We start from the raw sequence: 20,891 nt of genomic DNA, 5'->3' as shown, positions 1-20,891 counted from the left end.
AAAAGCATAGATTCATAGGGGGTAAAGTCAATGGAAACTTCTCAGTTACAAGTCAAACGTATATTAGATAATATTGGAAATGTCATGATTGGAAAAGAGCATGTCGCAGAGCTAAGTATTGTTGCGCTTTTGGCAGGGGGGCATGTGTTGCTTGAGGATGTTCCTGGAGTTGGAAAGACCCTGATGGTGCGTTCGTTGGCAAAATCAGTTGGTGCAGAATTTAAGCGAATTCAGTTTACACCTGACTTACTACCATCAGATGTAACAGGTAGTTCTATTTATAATCCAAAGGAATTACGATTTGAATTCCGTCCTGGTCCGATTATGGGGAATATTGTCCTTGCGGATGAAATAAATCGAACCTCTCCTAAAACGCAAGCGGCTCTATTAGAGGGGATGGAAGAAGCAAGTGTGACTGTCGATGGAAACACACTTTCTTTAGGTAGTCCATTCTTTGTTATGGCCACCCAGAACCCAATTGAATATGAAGGAACCTATCCGCTTCCAGAGGCCCAATTGGATCGCTTTTTATTTAAAATGAAAATGGGGTATCCATCTCCTCAAGAGGAAGTCCAAATTCTACATACAACAGAAAAGCGACAGCCGATTAATGAGCTGCAATCTGTTATTACGCTAGAAGAGCTAAGAGAAATGCAAAAGCAAGTGAAAGAGGTACACGTAGATGTAACGGTGAAAGAGTATATTGTTGATATGGTTAATCGTACCCGTACCCATCAATCCGTCTACTTAGGAGCTAGTCCACGTGCTTCCGTTGCTCTTATGAAAGCGGCACAGGCTTATGCATTTATTCATGGGCGTGATTATGTTTTGCCAGACGATATTCAATATTTAGCTAAATATGTATTACCACACAGAATTATTTTAAAGTCTGAAGCTAAATTCGAAGGAATGACAGCTGAGCAAGTGGTGAAAAAGGTCATTGAGCGTACGCCGATTCCTGTTCAAAGGTCGATGAGTAGATAATGAAAGCATTCTTCCAAAAAATCAAGAAGCTTTCGAAGTTAGTTTCCTTTATTTTCTTAGTGGTAATTACATTTGTTTATGCAATGTTTCAGGGCGGGTTTGTTAGCTGGTTTTTATTTTTTAGTTTTCTGCCATTTGCCCTCTTTTCTTTACTTATCCTGATGTATCCGTTAACAGATTTCAAAGTAGAGAGAACGCTGAATCAAGAACAGTATAGAGCGGGAGATAGATTAATAGGGACCATCACGTTAAGAAGGACATTACCCTTTCCACTCTCCTATTTATTAGTAGAAGAAATACTTCCTAGTAACCTCCTTTTTAGTCAGCAAACAAAACAAACCAAAAGGCTCTTGTTTCCATGGTTTAGAAATACTATTACCGTGCAGTATGCGCTAGATAGAATTCCTCGAGGTGAGCATGCGTTAACAGCTATTCGTTTCAAAACAGGTGATTTCCTCGGTCTTATGGAGAAGGAGAGATTGGTTGAGTTAAAGCACACCTTTCTTGTGTATCCGAACTACACGGAAATTACCTACAAACAACATGAGAACAAATTTGATCAAGGCTCGACTTCTTCTAATATGAAGTTAGTACGAGATACATCCATGACTGTTGGCGTGAGGGAATATCAGCCAGGGGATCGTTTTTCATGGATTGACTGGAAAGCAACAGCAAGAAAAAACGATATCATGACAAAGGAGTTTGAACAGCAACAAAGTCATGATGTGGTGTTGTTCTTAGACAGATCTCAGCCTTCTTCCTTTGAAAGTGCCGTGAGCTATACAGCTACCTTAACAAAAGCTGTTTTGAAATATGGTTCACAAGTTGGTCTTGTATCTATGGGAGAAGATCGATCTGTTTTTCCTTTACGTAGTGGCGAGGAGCAATTCACCTCCATTTATTATCACCTTGCAAAAGTACAACCCAATAGTAAGATTGGCTTTGCGAAGGTAGTGGAAATGGAAATAGGAAAGTTTCAACCAACAGTAACCTTTCTCTTTTTAACAGGTAAGCTCGTAAAGGAAACGGTGGAAAGTTTTGAGAAACTGTCGCATCGTCATATCCATCTACAGGTCATCATTACGAAAGATGAAGGTGCAAGGTTAACAAAGGAAGAGCAAATCTATATAGACCTTCTAAAAAGAAGAAATATAGTAGTTAAAGTTATTTATGCAGGTCATACAACCGAGACGATAAGTGAGGTGAGTTAAAGATGGCCGCATCTAATCCATACCAAAGAAATGTTTATGCGCTACTTATGCATATTTTTGGATTTGTTTTGTTACTGGAGTGGGTATTGCCATTAGAACAAGTAACAGACACTGCTAATATTTATGTGTTTATCGTGTTTCTAATGGTAGCCTTTGTCCTATCATTTTTACAAATCATCCCTCTATTGAGTTTTTTTGTTCAAGTGGGTTTTATGTTTTATTTTCTGCACGTCCTTTATATGCCGGGCGTTTTCTTAGGAAAAGAGTGGTTTAGTTTTTTATGGCAGGATCTGCAGTATAATTTCGATGTGATATGGGCTGCGGATTGGTCGTCAATGACTGGTCTTTTTCGTAGTCTCCTTTTATTTATTCTTTTGTGGCTAGTAAGTTATTTAGTTATTTACTGGATTTTATACCGCAAACAGATGCTATTATTTGTTGTATTCACTGTAACGTATGTTGCTATCTTAGATACGTTTACGGTCTATCAAGGTAATATGGCGATTGTAAGATTAATGGTCGTTGGTTTGTTAATAGTTGGCTTTGTCCATATGGAGCGCTTGAAAGAGAAAGAAGGAATTTATCGCTCTAGCAAGATGTTATTATCGTGGGGTATACCGCTTACTATATTTGTCCTATTTTCAGCAACTGTTGGCTACTTGTCGCCGAAAGCTGCCCCGATTTGGCCTGACCCAGTACCTTTTTTAACTTCATTCGGTGAGGGGAATGGGGTAGGAACTGGAGGGGTGAAGAAAATCGGATATGGTGAAAACGATTCTAGATTAGGTGGACCGTTTATCCCAGATGATTCTGTTGTGTTTCAAGCCGAGGTTACACAAAGGCATTATTGGCGGGTTGAAACAAAGGATATTTACACGGGGAAGGGCTGGAATTCTACAGATGCTGATCCAATCCCATTGGAAGGGAACAATAATACGGTCATTTCATGGTTAGAGGAAGGGGTAAGTACAACTCCCCTAACAGCCAATTTGCAAATGGAAAAAACGTATCCACATCTTTCTTACCCATTGGGCTTCACTAGTGTAGAAACAGAGGAAGAAACTATATTCGAAATAGATCCCGTTACGGAAAAAATATCAACGAAAAATTTGGAAGAGGATTCAATTAATTTAGAAGAATATCAAGTGAATTATAACTACCCAAGATATTATATTGAAGCGTTGAAAAGCGCGGTGCCTGGCACTGGTTTAGAAAGTGAAGACGAATTCTTAGAGAGATATACCCAATTACCTAATTCTATGCCAGAGCGTGTTAGAGAACTAGCGGTCGACATTACGAATTCTTACTCCAATAGATATGACAAAGTAACGGCGGTTGAGCGCTACTTCCGAAACAATGGATTTTCTTATAATACAACAGATGTCGCAGTTCCTAGTGGTCAAGAAGACTATGTTGACCAATTCTTATTTGAAACTCAACAAGGTTATTGTGATAATTTCTCAACTGCTATGATTGCTTTACTGCGAGCTGTTGATATTCCTGCAAGATGGGTAAAAGGGTATACCGAAGGCGAATTTATTGATTCAACTGAAGAAAGTAAGCGGATTTTTGAAATAACCAACAATAATGCTCACTCATGGGTAGAAGTTTATTATCCAGAGGTTGGTTGGGTTACCTATGAGCCTACAAGTGGTTTCAGTAATCCATATAGTTTTATTTATGAAGCTACAGAAGGAAATACTGGGAATAATAGTGAAGAACAAATTCCTGAACAAGCTGAAACCCCAGAGCAAGGTGAATCATTAACCCCTGAACCTGGAGAAGAAGAAAATGCGGAAGAAGTAGGTGCTTCGAAAACCCAAGCGAATACTTTTGATTTGCAACTTTCTATGAAGGAGATTTTTATTAGTATCTCTGCTTTTATTGCATTGTTTCTACTAGTGTTCTTCACACAAAATAAATGGAAACCTTATGTTTATATTGCTCGATTTAAACGAAGAAGGGATGATAAAGTTTTCGGGAAAGCTTACAACATCCTATTAAAGCATTTTCATACGAATGGACTGATTCGTGAGGAAGGACAAACCTTAAGGGAGTATGCGAAGTATATTGACAACTTTTATCGCGGAAATGAGATGCAAACATTAACATCTCATTATGAACGAGTGCTCTACCGTGGAGACTCTTCCGAAGAGGAATGGGAGAAATCGGTAGAATTATGGGAAAATTTAATTAAAAGGGCATCATCTTGACCTGTTACTAACACATTGATAGAATAAGGACGGATTATAAATTAATAAATATTTGCTTCATATATCCTCGATAATATGGTTCGAGAGTCTCTACCGGGTTGCCGTTAACTACCCGACTATGAAGGTGGATATTTCTAGTAAACTAGAATTCTGCCTTCTTATGTATATATGGAGGAGAATTCTAGTTTTTTGTGTATTTATAGCATGTTTTTCCACTAGTTGGTCAAGATAAGTGAAAGAATATGCTCAGAATAAATTAACTTTATATGAGGTGAATTGGGTTGGAAGGTATTCAACAGATGGTAGTCGTTTTAGACTTCGGTAGTCAATATAATCAACTAATAACTCGTCGTATTCGTGAATTTGGTGTCTATAGTGAGCTTCATCCTCATACGATTACAGCAGAAGAAATTAAGAAAATGAACCCTAAAGGTATTATCTTTTCTGGGGGTCCAAATAGTGTTTATGGCGAAGGATCTCTAAGCTGTGATGAAGCAATATTCGATTTAGGAATACCTGTTTTAGGTATTTGTTACGGTATGCAATTAATGACGAAGCACTTTGGTGGAATTGTAGAAAAAGCGAGTCATCGTGAATACGGTAAAGCTCTTGCTACAGTAACAAACAAATCTGCTTTATATAGCGAACTTCCGGAACAACAAGTGGTTTGGATGAGTCATGGAGATTTAGTAGTTGGAGCTCCAGAAGGATTTGTTACAGATTTAACTAGTCCTTCATGTCCAATCGCAGGTATTAGTAATGAAGAGAAGAAACAATACGGTGTTCAATTCCACCCAGAGGTTCGTCACTCTGTGTATGGAAATGACCTAATTAAAAACTTCGTATACAATATTTGTGGCTGCACAGATAGCTGGACGATGGAAAACTTTATTGAAGTCGAAATGCAAAAAATCCGTGAAACAGTTGGCGATAAAAACGTTCTTTGTGCGCTAAGTGGTGGAGTAGATTCTTCTGTTGTAGCGGTGTTAATCCATAAAGCGATCGGCGATCAATTAACGTGTATTTTCGTTGACCATGGTTTATTGCGTAAAAATGAAGCGGAAAGTGTAATGAAAACCTTTAGCGAAGGCTTTAATATGAATGTTATTAAAGTAGACGCGCGAGACCGTTTCCTTGATAAATTAAAGGGTGTTTCTGACCCTGAACAAAAGCGTAAAATTATCGGCAATGAATTCATCTATGTGTTTGATGACGAAGCGACTAAACTTGAAGGGATCGATTATCTAGCACAAGGTACACTATATACGGATATTATCGAGAGTGGTACAGCTACAGCACAAACGATTAAATCTCATCACAATGTGGGTGGATTACCAGAGGATATGCAATTTCAATTAATCGAACCACTGAACACTCTATTTAAAGATGAGGTTCGTGTATTAGGTTCTGAACTTGGTATACCGGATGAAATCGTATGGCGCCAACCGTTCCCAGGTCCAGGTCTTGGAATTCGTGTATTAGGTGAAATTTCAGATGAGAAATTAGAAATCGTTCGTGAATCAGATCATATTCTTCGTGAAGAAATCAAAAAAGCTGGATTAGATCGTGATATTTGGCAATATTTCACTGTTCTTCCTGACATCCGTAGTGTTGGAGTAATGGGAGATCAACGTACGTATGATTACACAATCGGAATTCGTGCTGTTACTTCTATTGATGGAATGACTTCCGACTGGGCAAGAATTCCATGGGATGTACTAGAGATTATCTCTACCCGTATCGTTAATGAAGTAAACCACATTAACCGTGTAGTTTATGACATCACAAGCAAGCCACCTGCAACAATTGAGTGGGAATAAAAAAGAAAAGTTGGCTTTGATATACGTTTAATTACTTGCTAGAACAGGACTAGAGATATCTCTAGTTCTTTTTTTATGCATAGAAACGAACGTTATTAATATTTTTTTTATTAATGTTCGTATTTTGTATTGACGAAGGTAAAGGTGGTTGGTAGAATAAGAAAAGTAATAATCATAAATCATATAGTTCAAATCTCGTATAAATTTGGGAATATGGCCCAAAAGTTTCTACCAGGCTACCGTAAAAGGCTTGACTACGAGGTATAAGGAAGATGTGCTTTTTTCATGACTAAGCCAATCTTACCTATCCTCGTTTGTTCACGCTCCTGGTAAAGGGGCGTTTTCTTTTTTGCACGAAACAGTTTTACACATTCGAGGAGGATTACGATGAAGAAGTATTTTGAATTTGAAAAACATGGAACAAATTATAGAACAGAAACCATTGCTGGTTTAACAACGTTCTTAGCAATGGCGTACATCTTGGTTGTTAATCCATTAATGCTTTCATCAGCAGGTATGGATCAAAGTGCTGTCTTTACTGCAACAGCATTAGCAGCAGCGATAGGGACGTTAATTATGGGGCTTTATGCTAAATACCCAGTTGCACTTGCTCCAGGTATGGGGTTGAATGCGTTTTTCACGTATTCAGTTGTTCTAGGAATGGGAATCCCTTGGGAAACAGCTTTAGCAGGGGTGCTGGTTTCTGGGATAATCTTTATCTTCTTAACTATTTCTGGAGTTCGTGAAAAGATTATTAATGCAATTCCAGTAGAATTAAAATACGCAGTTGCTGCTGGTATCGGACTTTTTATTACATTTATCGGTTTTCAAAATGCAGGTATCATTATTAATGATGATGCAGTTTTAGTTGGACTAGGTGATTTAAGGGATGGTAATACACTACTTGCAATCTTTGGTTTAGTTATTACAGTTATGTTGATGGTTCGCGGAATTAGAGGTGGAATCTTCTTCGGTATCGTTATTACAGCGATTGTGGGGATGAGCTTTGGTTTAATCGATATTCCGAATTCTGTGGTTGGGCCAATACCAAGCTTAGAGCCTACATTTGGAGCAGCATTTGGTCACCTTGGCGATATCTTCAGCATCGGGATGCTTGTAGTTATCCTAACTTTCTTATTCGTAGATTTCTTTGATACAGCAGGAACATTGGTAGCTGTTGCTAACCAAGCGGGATTAATGAAAGATAATAAACTACCAAGAGCTGGTCGGGCGTTAATAGCTGATTCAACAGCAACAGTTACTGGAGCGATTCTAGGAACGTCTACAACAACTTCTTATATTGAGTCATCTTCAGGAGTTGCTGCTGGAGGAAGAACAGGATTTACATCGGTCATCACAGCTATTTTGTTCTTATTATCATTATGTTTCTTCCCATTATTATCTGTAATAACAGCTCCTGTGACGGCACCGGCACTTATTATAGTAGGGGTGCTAATGGTTTCAACATTAGGTAAAATAGCTTGGGAGAAATTCGAAATTGCAGTTCCGGCATTCCTAACAATAATCGCAATGCCACTAACATACAGTATTGCTACAGGTATTGCAGTCGGCTTCATCTTCTACCCAATCACTATGATCATGAAGGGTAGAGCAAAAGAAATCCATCCAGTGATGTACGGATTGTTTGTAATTTTCGTTCTGTATTTCATCTTCATAGTTGAGTAACTTAATAGCTTCATAGAAAAAGGGTCTCACTTAGCTGAATTCAGTTGAGTGAGACCCTTTTGTTTTGTATTTAGTGTTTTGTATTTAGATAGATGGAAAAAATCGGGTTTTTAATTTGGATGTTTAGTGATTCAATAAAGCGGGTATATAAAGAGTATAAACAAAAGTTTAAACTCTCTTGTTTTAGTCAAGGCAAGCATAAGATAGCTTAATAGGAGGTATTCACTATTTAATCTCGAAGGACTAAGCGATCAAGTTGGACGTAAATGCCATTGTCAAACGCATATCCACAGCAGTATTTTTTAAAATTTCCACCAAACATAAATTTAGAATTCAATAGAAGACTAAGCAGTGAAAAGTAAGTGATTATAGGAAGGGAAAATTATATTAGAAAAACAGTTGACGAAAGTATTCAATAGATGGTATATTATTATTCGTTGCCACAAAAACACGAAGTAAGTTATCGAGACAATGTGGTGAAAAAGAAATTCAAAAAACATGTTGACGACATACAGACAACATGGTATAGTAATTAAGTCGCCACCGAGCGACGGAGCAAAAAAGAAAATGAATGAAAATGATCTTTGAAAACTAAACAAAACAACAGCGTCCACGTTAATCTATAATGATTAACAAAGAACGAAAAAGTAACACAAGCTAGTTAAATTTTGAGCAAATGCTCAAACTCTTTATTGGAGAGTTTGATCCTGGCTCAGGACGAACGCTGGCGGCGTGCCTAATACATGCAAGTCGAGCGGACTTACAAAAGCTTGCTTTTGTAAGTTAGCGGCGGACGGGTGAGTAACACGTGGGCAACCTGCCCTTAAGACTGGGATAACTTCGGGAAACCGGAGCTAATACCGGATAATATAAAGAACCTCCTGGTTCTTTATTGAAAGATGGTTTCGGCTATCGCTTATGGATGGGCCCGCGGCGCATTAGCTAGTTGGTGAGGTAACGGCTCACCAAGGCAACGATGCGTAGCCGACCTGAGAGGGTGATCGGCCACACTGGGACTGAGACACGGACCAGACTCCTACGAGAGGCAGCAGTAGAGAATCTTCCACAATGGACGAAAGTCTGATGGAGCAACGCCGCGTGAGCGATGAAGGCCTTCGGGTCGTAAAGCTCTGTTGTTAGGGAAGAACAAGTGCGAGAGTAACTGCTCGCACCTTGACGGTACCTAACCAGAAAGCCACGGCTAACTACGTGCCAGCAGCCGCGGTAATACGTAGGTGGCAAGCGTTGTCCGGAATTATTGGGCGTAAAGCGCGCGCAGGTGGTTTCTTAAGTCTGATGTGAAAGCCCACGGCTCAACCGTGGAGGGTCATTGGAAACTGGGGAACTTGAGTGCAGAAGAGGAAAGTGGAATTCCAAGTGTAGCGGTGAAATGCGTAGAGAGTTGGAGGAACACCAGTGGCGAAGGCGACTTTCTGGTCTGTAACTGACACTGAGGCGCGAAAGCGTGGGGAGCAAACAGGATTAGATACCCTGGTAGTCCACGCCGTAAACGATGAGTGCTAAGTGTTAGAGGGTTTTCGCCCTTTAGTGCTGCAGCTAACGCATTAAGCACTCCGCCTGGGGAGTACGGTCGCAAGACTGAAACTCAAAGGAATTGACGGGGGCCCGCACAAGCGGTGGAGCATGTGGTTTAATTCGAAGCAACGCGAAGAACCTTACCAGGTCTTGACATCCTCTGCCAACCCTAGAGATAGGGCGTGCCCCTTCGGGGGACAGAGTGACAGGTGGTGCATGGTTGTCGTCAGCTCGTGTCGTGAGATGTTGGGTTAAGTCCCGCAACGAGCGCAACCCTTGATCTTAGTTGCCAGCATTCAGTTGGGCACTCTAAGGTGACTGCCGGTGACAAACCGGAGGAAGGTGGGGATGACGTCAAATCATCATGCCCCTTATGACCTGGGCTACACACGTGCTACAATGGACGGTACAAAGGGCAGCAAAACCGCGAGGTCGAGCCAATCCCAGAAAACCGTTCTCAGTTCGGATTGCAGGCTGCAACTCGCCTGCATGAAGCCGGAATCGCTAGTAATCGCGGATCAGCATGCCGCGGTGAATACGTTCCCGGGCCTTGTACACACCGCCCGTCACACCACGAGAGTTGGTAACACCCGAAGTCGGTGGGGGAACCTTTTGGAGCCAGCCGCCTAAGGTGGGACAGATGATTGGGGTGAAGTCGTAACAAGGTAGCCGTATCGGAAGGTGCGGCTGGATCACCTCCTTTCTAAGGAAAAAGACGCTGTTTGTTTTGTTTAGTTTTGAGAGAGCATTCTCTCAAATGATTATATACGCACTGAAATTCCTTCTTAATATGATGGAAATCAGTCGATATGTATGTTCTTTGAAAACTAGATAACGTAAGTAATATCAAGATACATTCACAAGTATCGTTCATCTTAGTAATTTTCTTTTAGATAACATCGCTGTTATCGAAAAACACGACAATTAAGTTTGTCAACGGTTAAGTTATTAAGGGCGCACGGTGGATGCCTTGGCACTAGGAGCCGATGAAGGACGGGACTAACACCGATATGCTTCGGGGAGCTGTAAGTAAGCTTTGATCCGGAGATTTCCGAATGGGGAAACCCACTACTCGTAATGGAGTAGTATCTTTACCTGAATACATAGGGTACTGAAGGCAGACCCGGGGAACTGAAACATCTTAGTACCCGGAGGAAGAGAAAGCAAATGCGATTTCCTGAGTAGCGGCGAGCGAAACGGAATTAGCCCAAACCAAGAGGCTTGCCTCTTGGGGTTGTAGGACACTCAACATGGAGTTACAAAGGAACGGGGTAAATGAAGCGACCTGGAAAGGTCCGTCGTAGAAGGTAAAAACCCTGTAGTTGAAACTTCGTTCCCTCCTGAGTGGATCCTGAGTACGGCGGGACACGAGAAATCCCGTCGGAAGCAGGGAGGACCATCTCCCAAGGCTAAATACTCCCTAGTGACCGATAGTGAACCAGTACCGTGAGGGAAAGGTGAAAAGCACCCCGGAAGGGGAGTGAAATAGATCCTGAAACCGTGTGCCTACAAGTAGTTAGAGCCCGTTAATGGGTGATAGCGTGCCTTTTGTAGAATGAACCGGCGAGTTACGATCCCGTGCAAGGTTAAGTCGATGAGACGGAGCCGTAGCGAAAGCGAGTCTGAATAGGGCGAATGAGTACGTGGTCGTAGACCCGAAACCAGGTGATCTACCCATGTCCAGGGTGAAGTTCAGGTAACACTGAATGGAGGCCCGAACCGACTCACGTTGAAAAGTGAGCGGATGAGGTGTGGGTAGGGGTGAAATGCCAATCGAACCTGGAGATAGCTGGTTCTCTCCGAAATAGCTTTAGGGCTAGCCTCATATGTTAGAGTCTTGGAGGTAGAGCACTGATTGGACTAGGGGTCCTCATCGGATTACCGAATTCAGTCAAACTCCGAATGCCAAAGACTTATCTATGGGAGTCAGACTGCGAGTGATAAGATCCGTAGTCAAGAGGGAAACAGCCCAGACCGCCAGCTAAGGTCCCAAAGTATACGTTAAGTGGAAAAGGATGTGGAGTTGCTTAGACAACCAGGATGTTGGCTTAGAAGCAGCCACCATTTAAAGAGTGCGTAATAGCTCACTGGTCGAGTGACTCTGCGCCGAAAATGTACCGGGGCTAAACGTATCACCGAAGCTGCGGACTGTTCTTTGAACAGTGGTAGGAGAGCGTTCTAAGGGCGTTGAAGCTAGACCGGAAGGACTGGTGGAGCGCTTAGAAGTGAGAATGCCGGTATGAGTAGCGAAAGAAGGGTGAGAATCCCTTCCACCGAATGCCTAAGGTTTCCTGAGGAAGGCTCGTCCGCTCAGGGTTAGTCGGGACCTAAGCCGAGGCCGAAAGGCGTAGGCGATGGATAACAGGTTGATATTCCTGTACCACCTCCACTCCGTTTGAGCAATGGGGGGACGCAGAAGGATAGGGTAAGCGCGCTGTTGGATATGCGCGTCCAAGCAGCAAGGCTGAGAAGTAGGCAAATCCGCTTCTCATATAAGGCTGAGCTGTGATGGCGAGGGAAATATAGTACCGAAGTTCCTGATTTCACACTGCCAAGAAAAGCCTCTAGCGAGGAGTATGGTGCCCGTACCGCAAACCGACACAGGTAGGCGAGGAGAGAATCCTAAGGTGAGCGAGAGAACTCTGGTTAAGGAACTCGGCAAAATGACCCCGTAACTTCGGGAGAAGGGGTGCTCTGTTAGGGTGTTAAAGCCCGAGAGAGCCGCAGTGAATAGGCCCAGGCGACTGTTTAGCAAAAACACAGGTCTCTGCGAAGCCGTAAGGCGAAGTATAGGGGCTGACGCCTGCCCGGTGCTGGAAGGTTAAGGGGAGAGGTTAGCGCAAGCGAAGCTTTGAACCGAAGCCCCAGTAAACGGCGGCCGTAACTATAACGGTCCTAAGGTAGCGAAATTCCTTGTCGGGTAAGTTCCGACCCGCACGAAAGGCGTAACGATCTGGGCACTGTCTCAACCAGAGACTCGGTGAAATTATAGTACCTGTGAAGATGCAGGTTACCCGCGACAGGACGGAAAGACCCCGTGGAGCTTTACTGTAGCCTGATATTGAATTTTGGTACAGCTTGTACAGGATAGGTAGGAGCCTGAGAAGCCGGAGCGCTAGCTTCGGTGGAGGCGTCGGTGGGATACTACCCTGGCTGTATTGAAATTCTAACCCGCAGCCCTTATCGGGCTGGGAGACAGTGTCAGGTGGGCAGTTTGACTGGGGCGGTCGCCTCCTAAAGAGTAACGGAGGCGCCCAAAGGTTCCCTCAGAATGGTTGGAAATCATTCGTAGAGTGTAAAGGCACAAGGGAGCTTGACTGCGAGACCTACAAGTCGAGCAGGGACGAAAGTCGGGCTTAGTGATCCGGTGGTTCCGCATGGAAGGGCCATCGCTCAACGGATAAAAGCTACCCCGGGGATAACAGGCTTATCTCCCCCAAGAGTCCACATCGACGGGGAGGTTTGGCACCTCGATGTCGGCTCATCGCATCCTGGGGCTGTAGTCGGTCCCAAGGGTTGGGCTGTTCGCCCATTAAAGCGGTACGCGAGCTGGGTTCAGAACGTCGTGAGACAGTTCGGTCCCTATCCGTCGTGGGCGCAGGAAATTTGAGAGGAGCTGTCCTTAGTACGAGAGGACCGGGATGGACGCACCTCTGGTGTACCAGTTGTCTTGCCAAAGGCATAGCTGGGTAGCTACGTGCGGACGGGATAAGTGCTGAAAGCATCTAAGCATGAAGCCCCCCTCAAGATGAGATTTCCTTTAGCTTCGGCTAGTAAGATCCCTGAAAGATGATCAGGTAGATAGGTTCGAGGTGGAAGCGTGGCGACATGTGCAGCTGACGAATACTAATCGATCGAGGACTTAACCCAAAAACAATGAACGATACTAGTGAATCTTGATATGAAAATACGTTATCTAGTTTTGAAGGAACATCCTTCAACTTAATATGTCTGGTAATGATGGCGAAGAGGCCACACCCGTTCCCATACCGAACACGGAAGTTAAGCTCTTCAGCGCCGATGGTAGTTGGGGGCTGTCCCCCTGTGAGAGTAGGACGTTGCCAGGCAAATAGAGAAAGATTAGTGCTGATGAGGCGCTAGTCTTTTTTTGTGTTATTCTATAAGTTGCAGAGGTACTAGCTCAATTTTTAAATATCTATTTTTCTCCTATATTCTTCGCTATACTAATAATACGCTTCGGAAGGGAGAGGGTCCTGATACAACGAATCATGGTCGTTGGTGTATCGGCTGGGGTAGGAAAATCTACGTTTGCCAGGAGATTAGGGGAAGCTTTGGGGATAGAAGTACATCATTTAGATCGTTTTTTCTGGAAACCTAAGTGGGTGCAGGCAACAATGGAGGAATTTTCGCAGGCGCAGCAAGCTATTGTAGATCGTCAATCAACGTGGATTATAGAGGGAAATTACACAGGTAGTTTGGACATTCGTGTGGAGCATGCCGATACAATTATTTATTTAGAATTACCACTACATATATGTCTTTTTAGAGTAGTAAAAAGATGGCTTTCCAATATTGGAAATACTAGACCTGATATGGGAGAGGACTGTAAAGAGATGTTAGATTGGAAGTTTATTAAATTCATTTATAGTACCTATTATCCTCGTAAAAAAAGGATGAATGAATTCTTTCAGGTTTATGGAAAACAAAAGAAAGTGATTGTCTTGAAGAATAAAAGAGAGATTGAAGCCTATTTACAATCGATAGAGAATCAATGAAGGGTAGTTGCGAATGAGGCAACTACCCGTTTGTTCCTAGAATTGTTCAAATCGTTTAAAGTTTACAGTTGCTAATAGGACAAAAAATAGTGATAAGCCGATTGTTGTACAAATAGTGAGCATGCCGTTTTCTAATAATTCTCCCTGCATTAAAAAGGCAGTTGCATGAGCTCTTAAATTTGTCGGACTCCACTGTGTGTATGTGATAAAAAGACTAGATATGACCGATAAACCGCCTAAGACGATAACACTTAATCCCGCAATTCCACTTGTTGCTTTAAGAAATGTTCCCATCAAAATGGTGACGGAGAGGAGGAAGACAATCCATAGACTATAGATAGCAGAGCTTGTGAGCATGACATCCCAGTTTACAGGATTAAAAAGTAGATTTGTGTAATACCACGTTAGCCCATAGCTTAGTAAGAAGGAAACGAGAGCAATGAGTAGTTGTGCTGCCCATTTACTAACTATATATTGAAATGGATGGACGGGACGTACCATCACGAGTGTTAAAGAACCGTTTTGCCGTTCATTAGAGATGGTACCCATTGTTGCAAGCACGAGTAGTAGGGAACCTATTGTCCCGAATTGACTAAGGGTTCCTGCTAATACTTCTTCACCTGATGGAGTGGGGATTTCGATGACAGTACCTTCAGGGAGATTACCAGCACTTTCAAGTATTTGTGGCATATAGTAGCTCGTAATTGGTTGGGATATACCAATGATAATAAATGCAATCGGTAGCCAAATCCATTTGCCATTACGTAGGCTTTCGGTTAGTTCTTTTTGAAATAGCGTTATAAAGTTTTTCATTGATTCATCACCTTCATATAGGCATCTTCTAAAGAATCTTGCATGCGTTCAAAGTGTAATAAGGTCAGCTTTTTTTCAACGAGTCTCTCTAAGAGTAGGTTTGGGTTATAAGCGTTGTCTTCAAAATAGAGCGTGGCAGAGCTAGAATCCAAGTATTCAATATGTCCTAAATAAGGGATGTCTTCAAAGGTGTTTTCTAATGATTCTTCCGTCTTAATTTGAATAGCAGATATCGAATGATTATTTTTTAAAGCCGCTAAGCTCCCGTCCCACTTGATTGTGCCGTCCTTTAACATAATGACGGAATCACAAACTTGTTCGGCGTCGTGTAACACATGTGTGGAAAAAAGAATCGTCATTGTATGTTTTAGTTGATTTAAAATTTTGAGGACATCTCGTCTTCCATTAGGGTCAAGTGCTGATACAGGCTCATCGAGAATTAAAAGCTCTGGTTCGTGTAAAAGTGCTTGGGCAAGCCCGAGTCTTTGCTTCATGCCACCAGAAAAGCCGCCGATTTTTTTATTTTTGACATCTAAAAGACTAACAAAATCTAACGTTTCTTCTATTTTAGAGTGAAGCTGTTGCTTGGAAAGGTGAGACAGCTTCCCTGCGAAGAGTAAGAATTCCTTTGGTGTCATCCAAGAAAAGAAAGCTGGGTGCTGGGGTAAAAAGCCGATTAGATGTCGGTAATCTTTACCTTTCACATTGGAAAATTGTATGGTGCCAGTTGTAGGGGTTAAGAGCCCAGCTAGCATTTGGAGAGATGTTGTTTTCCCTGCACCGTTTGGACCAAGTAATGCAACGCATTTTCCTTTTTCTATCTGAAAAGAAATATCTTTTACTGCCTGGTGCTGTTTATAAGTTTTGGTTAAGTTACATATTTCTACTAGCATTTCTTTTCGCTCCCTACTCATTTTTTCGCCCAACGACGAAATAGAGGATTGGTCCAATGGTGCTGATGAAGAGGATGATTAAGTACCACATCCATTTTGGACCGTTTGTTTCTTCTTGTTTAGTACAACTGACTAATGCAGAAATGATTAAGATTGCTTGTAAAATGAGAATAGGTGTAAGGATTGCCCAGTTTATTTCAATCATTTTATTCAGCTCCTTTTTTGTTTTCTTTTATGTGGTAATACAACGAATAATAGATAAAACAAAGTTGGCATTGGTACTTGTATAAGTCCCCAAATTCCCCAAAACCATGGGTAGGTTCCTTTCTTCTTCGCATCGATAAACAGAAGGATGCTTTGCGTTAGAAGGATGGGGATGAGTAGCGGTAGAATCATGTAAAATACTTCCTCATCTGTCATGATAGAATGCTTCCTTCCGATTTTCTTTTAGTTAAAAATAAGAAAATAATAGGGGCAACCGTCAATGCGAAGACTTGTGTCCCGATAAAAATTAATGGAGCTTGGAAAATAGCCGTTGTAAGTGCGGTTAAGATTAGAAGTGCCATTAGAATAAATAGGCTGAGCTCTTTATGGAAAGCTTTTCTTTTCTCTGCTTTAGCGATGACAAGTTGTTCTTTTAAAGCTTCAGTAGTTAGTGTAGGAGTCACTTCTAAGTCATCAAGCTGTTTCCAATCCTTTTGTAGCCGCGTTATCGTTTTATCTAAAAGGTCCTTCTCTTTACTCATCCCCATCCCACTCCTTTCGTAACCATTTAATTCCATTGTGGACTCTGGATTTTACTGTTCCCGTTCTCATGCCTAGCATTGCACCTATCTCTTCATAAGAGTAGCCATAGTAGTGTCGGAGAAGAATCGGCGTCCTCACATCTGCTTCAAGTTGATTAAAATCTGTGAATGTATCACTCCAATCGATCCCTTTGCTTTGGGATGCCCAACTTAACTGACGTGAAAGGTTATGCATGATTCGGTTGATCTTTTTCTTTTCTCGTTCTTTTTTACGGATAGAATCAATATAAAGGCGAGAAGCGATAGAGATCATCCAAGTTGAGAATTTACCATCTCCTTTGTAGGAGGATAGTTTTGTATAACATTTGACCATTGTCTCTTGAGCTAGATCTTTACTTACCTCTTCGTTAAGAGTCAGTTTTAATAAGTATTTAAATAAGAAAGAATAATGCCGTTGGAAAAGTACGGTGAAGGCATCGTCATTGCCTGTTATAGCTAGGTTTATAAGAGATAAATCATCGTTTTTATCCACCCTTGGATGCCTCCTTTCCTTTGCGTTCACCTATGAGACGCTACAAAAAAACATATCGTTCATTTTTATTTATTTTTTTTCAAATAAAGGGGTTGTATTTTTCACGGTGGTCTTAATAAAGATATATGGCTAATGGGTAAATGTCGAATAGGCAGTAATTTGCACACTATGTCTATTTTATTTTAATATAGTAATTTTTAAACAAACGTTTGATTAAGCTAGAAGTGAAAGTGAGGATGCTTATGGTGTTGAGGGGTTTGGTTTATGATTAACTTTTTTAAAAGTTATTGTAGTAGATGGAGACAGAGGAGAATTTAGTGATAGTAATTTTGGGTGAGAGCGAAGAGCTATAGCTGGATCTAAGGCGAAGTTTTTGTTCTTTTTTGTTGGGGGGATGCTTGAGTTTTGCGCTCCCCCTGTTCTTTTTGGGGCACTTGTTTAGGTTCCTTTTTTTGTCCCGCGTTGGATGATGATTTGTTTTTTTGTGTCACTTGGGATGTGACGGTGTAGTTGGATGAGGAGAATTCCGTTTTCGTAGGTGGCGTCTACTTTGTCGTCTCGAACTGGAAATGGTAGGTCGAAGGTGCGTTGGAAGTCTCCTTGGGCGATGCCTTCTTCTACTAGTTCATAGCCTTGTATGTTTAGGTTGATTTGGCCTTTTACTTCTAGTTGTTGTGGGCGAACGAATAACTGCACTTGTTCGGGATTGACTAGGCCAGGCAAGCACATTACACATAATAATTCGTTTTCTTTTTTATAGAGATTTGTTTGGGTTTGCATGTTTTGAAAGTGTGGTTCAAATCCATTCCAGAACTCATCTCCAAAAAACTGATTCCATTGTTTTCTCCAATCTCCCATGTTCTTAAATTGGTTAAATGGCATGTTGATCAAGCATCCTTTCAGGGGATTTTTCTTTATCATTAGCCTATGCAGGTATAGGGAGCTAAGTGCCTAGGTGGCTTCAAGAAGATTGGATAAAAAAATAGCAGCGGAGTACTCCGCTGCTATCGACTGCCTTTTATTTTTCTTTCTTAGTTACTGGTTTTTCTATCGTGAATTTTTCCTGATTGAATGCTTTAATTAAGGAAAATACCATCATGATCATAATGATTGCAAATGGGAATGCGGCGATGATGGAAGCCCTTTGTAATGCTTCTAAGCCACCTGTCCAAAGCAAAATAGCTGCTGCTGCTGATTGGATAATCCCCCAAATGAAAATAATCAATCGAGGAGGATTGAGACTACCATTGGTTGTTTGTGAACCAAGAACAAAAGTAGCAGAATCAGCGGATGTAATGAAAAAGATTGTAATTAAGAAAATCGCAATTCCTGACATAATCATACCAAGTGGATAGTTTTGAAGTACAGAGAACAAGGCTGCCTCTGTCCCCTGTTCAGCGATTACATCGTATACAGGAATATCTTTAAAGTATTCTAAGAAGATAGCTGACCCTCCAAATACCGAGAACCATAATCCTCCAAAAACAGTTGGAACTAATAAAACACCTAACAGAAACTCCCGGACAGTTCTACCTTTAGATATCCGAGCGATAAAGGTACCTACGAATGGTGCCCAAGCGATCCACCATGCCCAGTAAAAAATGGTCCATGACTGTACCCAATCATTATTTTGATCAAAAGGGAAAAGTCTAAAGCTCATAGAAGGTAAATTCTGTAGATACCCTCCAATGGTAAGGGTGAATAGATCCATAATAAAGTTCGTTGGTCCTGCAAAAAGTAGAAATAACATGAGGGAAATGGCTAAGACAATATTTACATTGCTTAAGTATTTAATCCCACGATTTATTCCTGATTGGGCAGAAATCATAAAAATTATCGTAATGACAAAAATGATAATTAGTTGAGTTGTAACGTTGTTAGGAATGGCTGTTGTTAGGCTAGCAAGCCCTCCCCCAATTTGGATTGCACCTAAACCTAAAGAGGTTGCTACCCCAAAGATTGTAGCAAAGACTGCAATGAAATTGACTAAAATACCAGTTTTTCCGTCTACTCTATCGCCTAAAAGAGGACGTAAAATTTGGTTTATAACCCCAGGGGTTCCTTTTCTAAATTGAAAATAGGCCATCGCAAGGGCAATAACAGAATAAATTGCCCATGGGTGGAATCCCCAATGGAAAAATGAATATCGCATTGCTACTCGGGCTGCTTCAGCAGTCTGCCCTTCACCAGTTGGTGGGGCATGATAATGATACATCGGTTCTGAAGCACCCCAAAATACTAATCCGATACCCATACCTGCACTAAACAACATCGCGAGCCAGGTTAAGTAATTATACTCTGGTTCATCTGAATCTTTACCTAGTTTAATTCGGCCGTATTTAGTGAATATAAGTATAATACAAAATAATAAGAAACCAGTTGCAGTTAATAGATAAAACCAGCCAAATTTATTAACGATAAAATTTTGGATTACATTGGTTACATAATTCAAGCTTGCGTTCCCAAGTATACTTTCAGGAATTACACCCCAGGCTATGAATAAGGTTGAAACAATTATTGAAATAATAAATACAGGGGTTACTTTATTCAATTTATTTTCACTCCTTGATAAATTTTCATCACTTCTTTCTAATAAAGATAGTATTTGTCACAAAAAGGTCAGCTATACTATCCTAACATTTATAGGACTATGGTCCAATTAATTTGCATTTAGTGTTTACACATTACGGTGAATTCCCGTAGAATTAGTAACTGGATTTGCACTTAGGAGGTTGGTGTCAGTGCTAGGAAACAGTCTAGTCATGGTAGCTATAATTATTATTATTAATATTGTCTACGTTTCTTTTTTCACGATAAGAATGATACTAACTTTAAAGGGTCAACGATATTTGGCGGCTGGTATTAGTATGGTGGAGGTCGTTATTTATGTAGTCGGTTTAGGGTTAGTGTTAGATAACTTAAATGAAATTCAGAATTTAGCAGCATATGCGTTAGGTTATGGAATAGGTGTAATTGTTGGGATGAAAATTGAAGAAAAGCTGGCTCTTGGATATACGACGGTAAATGTCATTACCAAAGAATATGATAAGGACTTGCCAAGATTGTTAAGAGAGAAAGGCTATGGAGTGACAAATTGGCAGGCAAATGGACTCGAGGGAGACCGTATGGCCATGCAAATTTTAACACCAAGAAAATATGAAGTTAGCTTATACCATGCGATAAAAGAGTATGATCCGAAAGCTTTTATTATTGCATATGAACCAAAGACCATACATGGTGGGTTTTGGGTGAAAGCTGTGAAGGAAAGGAAAATAAAAGAATGGGTAGCAAAGCGCCGCGAAAAAGAAAATTTGAAGTAATGGAAAATGAAAGCATTAGTCAGTGTCTAGAACGAATGGATAAAGAAGGGTATAAGCCATCTCGAAGAATGGAAGAACCGATTTTTCAAGAGGTTGTGCAGGAAGGACATAAGGAAATTATTCCTATTGGCAAAAAAATAGTGTTTGAAGGTAAATTAATGGAAAAATAATACCTAAACACGAACATTAAGTCATATTGAATTGTTAATGTTCATGAAATGGATTGACAAAAACTGAATTTGTCGGTAAGATAAACATAGATAACAACGAAAATTAATCCTCATATAATTTTGGGAATATGGCCCATAAGTCTCTACCTGACCGCCTTAAATTGGTCGGACTATGAGGGGAAGTTACGATCATCTTTGTTTGTCATGACAAAAAGGTCTATTATTGTTGTG

Annotated in this window: 16 protein-coding genes, 3 rRNA genes and 3 riboswitches; of the genes, 11 read left to right on the top strand and 8 right to left on the bottom strand. The window is 41.1% G+C overall.

Features of this window, described 5'->3' with window-relative positions; all coding sequences use genetic code 11:
* The first annotated feature begins 30 nt into the window (after positions 1 to 30).
* The 9 genes from BK580_RS21515 to BK580_RS21475 all read left to right on the top strand — a co-directional run bounded on the left by BK580_RS21515 (position 31) and on the right by BK580_RS21475 (position 14,186).
* The gene (locus tag BK580_RS21515) at positions 31 to 984 is read left to right on the top strand and encodes an AAA family ATPase (protein ID WP_078382315.1); all 954 of its coding nucleotides are present in this window, start codon (positions 31 to 33) and stop codon (positions 982 to 984) included.
* Positions 984 to 2,195, top strand: coding sequence for a DUF58 domain-containing protein (locus tag BK580_RS21510; RefSeq protein ID WP_078382314.1), 1,212 nt, complete (start codon positions 984 to 986; stop codon positions 2,193 to 2,195). The genes BK580_RS21515 and BK580_RS21510 overlap by 1 nt, the downstream gene beginning before the upstream one ends.
* A gap of 2 nt (positions 2,196 to 2,197) precedes the next feature.
* On the top strand, positions 2,198 to 4,408 hold the full coding sequence (locus tag BK580_RS21505) for a transglutaminase TgpA family protein (protein WP_078382313.1): 2,211 nt from the start codon (positions 2,198 to 2,200) through the stop codon (positions 4,406 to 4,408).
* Positions 4,409 to 4,445: 37 nt separating this feature from the next.
* Positions 4,446 to 4,547, top strand: a riboswitch (purine riboswitch).
* A 160-nt stretch (positions 4,548 to 4,707) separates the two neighbouring features.
* Complete coding sequence (gene guaA, locus BK580_RS21500) at positions 4,708 to 6,228, top strand: glutamine-hydrolyzing GMP synthase (RefSeq protein ID WP_078382865.1); 1,521 nt, start codon at positions 4,708 to 4,710, stop codon at positions 6,226 to 6,228.
* Positions 6,229 to 6,403: 175 nt separating this feature from the next.
* Positions 6,404 to 6,505, top strand: a riboswitch (purine riboswitch).
* Positions 6,506 to 6,615: 110 nt separating this feature from the next.
* Positions 6,616 to 7,914, top strand: a complete 1,299-nt coding sequence (locus BK580_RS21495; protein WP_078382312.1) for an NCS2 family permease — start codon at positions 6,616 to 6,618, stop codon at positions 7,912 to 7,914.
* 689 nt (positions 7,915 to 8,603) lie between these two features.
* Positions 8,604 to 10,153, top strand: a 16S ribosomal RNA gene (locus BK580_RS21490).
* Between the two features lie 235 nt (positions 10,154 to 10,388).
* Positions 10,389 to 13,320, top strand: a 23S ribosomal RNA gene (locus tag BK580_RS21485).
* 80 nt (positions 13,321 to 13,400) lie between these two features.
* A 5S ribosomal RNA gene (gene rrf, locus BK580_RS21480) occupies positions 13,401 to 13,517 on the top strand.
* The 16S, 23S and 5S rRNA genes sit together here, the layout of an rRNA operon.
* A 150-nt stretch (positions 13,518 to 13,667) precedes the next feature.
* Entirely contained in the window at positions 13,668 to 14,186 is a 519-nt protein-coding gene (locus BK580_RS21475; protein WP_078382311.1) for a P-loop NTPase family protein, read from the top strand.
* A gap of 36 nt (positions 14,187 to 14,222) precedes the next feature.
* On the opposite strand, the gene BK580_RS21470 is transcribed toward BK580_RS21475, so the two are convergent.
* The 8 genes from BK580_RS21470 to BK580_RS21435 form a co-directional block, all read right to left on the bottom strand.
* Entirely contained in the window at positions 14,223 to 14,999 is a 777-nt protein-coding gene (locus BK580_RS21470; RefSeq protein ID WP_078382310.1) for an ABC transporter permease, read from the bottom strand.
* Positions 14,996 to 15,892, bottom strand: a complete 897-nt coding sequence (locus BK580_RS21465; RefSeq protein ID WP_078382309.1) for an ABC transporter ATP-binding protein — start codon at positions 15,890 to 15,892, stop codon at positions 14,996 to 14,998. The genes BK580_RS21470 and BK580_RS21465 overlap by 4 nt, the downstream gene beginning before the upstream one ends.
* A 13-nt stretch (positions 15,893 to 15,905) precedes the next feature.
* Positions 15,906 to 16,097, bottom strand: coding sequence for a PLD nuclease N-terminal domain-containing protein (locus BK580_RS21460; protein ID WP_078382308.1), 192 nt, complete (start codon positions 16,095 to 16,097; stop codon positions 15,906 to 15,908).
* A gap of 5 nt (positions 16,098 to 16,102) precedes the next feature.
* Positions 16,103 to 16,312 carry a transcriptional regulator gene (locus BK580_RS21455; RefSeq protein ID WP_078382307.1) on the bottom strand — a complete coding sequence of 70 codons (210 nt, stop codon included), beginning with the start codon at positions 16,310 to 16,312 and terminating at the stop codon, positions 16,103 to 16,105.
* The gene (locus BK580_RS21450; RefSeq protein ID WP_078382306.1) at positions 16,309 to 16,638 is read right to left on the bottom strand and encodes a YxlC family protein; all 330 of its coding nucleotides are present in this window, start codon (positions 16,636 to 16,638) and stop codon (positions 16,309 to 16,311) included. Before BK580_RS21450 ends, BK580_RS21455 begins: the two co-directional genes overlap by 4 nt.
* Positions 16,631 to 17,170 carry an RNA polymerase sigma factor SigY gene (sigY, locus tag BK580_RS21445; RefSeq protein WP_078382305.1) on the bottom strand — a complete coding sequence of 180 codons (540 nt, stop codon included), beginning with the start codon at positions 17,168 to 17,170 and terminating at the stop codon, positions 16,631 to 16,633. Before sigY ends, BK580_RS21450 begins: the two co-directional genes overlap by 8 nt.
* 438 nt (positions 17,171 to 17,608) lie before the next feature.
* Positions 17,609 to 18,052 (bottom strand): Hsp20/alpha crystallin family protein, encoded by a 444-nt coding sequence (locus BK580_RS21440; protein ID WP_078382304.1) that lies wholly within the window; start codon positions 18,050 to 18,052, stop codon positions 17,609 to 17,611.
* Positions 18,053 to 18,188: 136 nt separating this feature from the next.
* On the bottom strand, positions 18,189 to 19,721 hold the full coding sequence (locus tag BK580_RS21435; protein ID WP_078382303.1) for a glycine betaine uptake BCCT transporter: 1,533 nt from the start codon (positions 19,719 to 19,721) through the stop codon (positions 18,189 to 18,191).
* Positions 19,722 to 19,932: 211 nt separating this feature from the next.
* Between BK580_RS21435 and BK580_RS21430 the strand changes: the two genes are divergently transcribed.
* Both BK580_RS21430 and BK580_RS21425 read left to right on the top strand, forming a co-directional pair.
* The gene (locus BK580_RS21430) at positions 19,933 to 20,490 is read left to right on the top strand and encodes a DUF2179 domain-containing protein (protein WP_169865267.1); all 558 of its coding nucleotides are present in this window, start codon (positions 19,933 to 19,935) and stop codon (positions 20,488 to 20,490) included.
* A complete protein-coding gene (locus BK580_RS21425; protein ID WP_078382301.1) occupies positions 20,451 to 20,660 on the top strand; it encodes an NETI motif-containing protein in 210 nt (69 codons plus the stop codon). Before BK580_RS21430 ends, BK580_RS21425 begins: the two co-directional genes overlap by 40 nt.
* Before the next feature lie 90 nt (positions 20,661 to 20,750).
* A riboswitch (purine riboswitch) is annotated at positions 20,751 to 20,853 on the top strand.
* The last annotated feature ends 38 nt before the right edge of the window (positions 20,854 to 20,891 follow it).

It is taken from the genome of Sutcliffiella halmapala, from assembly GCF_002019665.1.
Taxonomy (GTDB): Bacteria; Bacillota; Bacilli; order Bacillales; family Bacillaceae_I; genus Sutcliffiella_A; species Sutcliffiella_A halmapala.
Note: the sequence above shows the minus strand (reverse complement) of the source record. Positions and strands in the feature narration are given on the sequence as shown.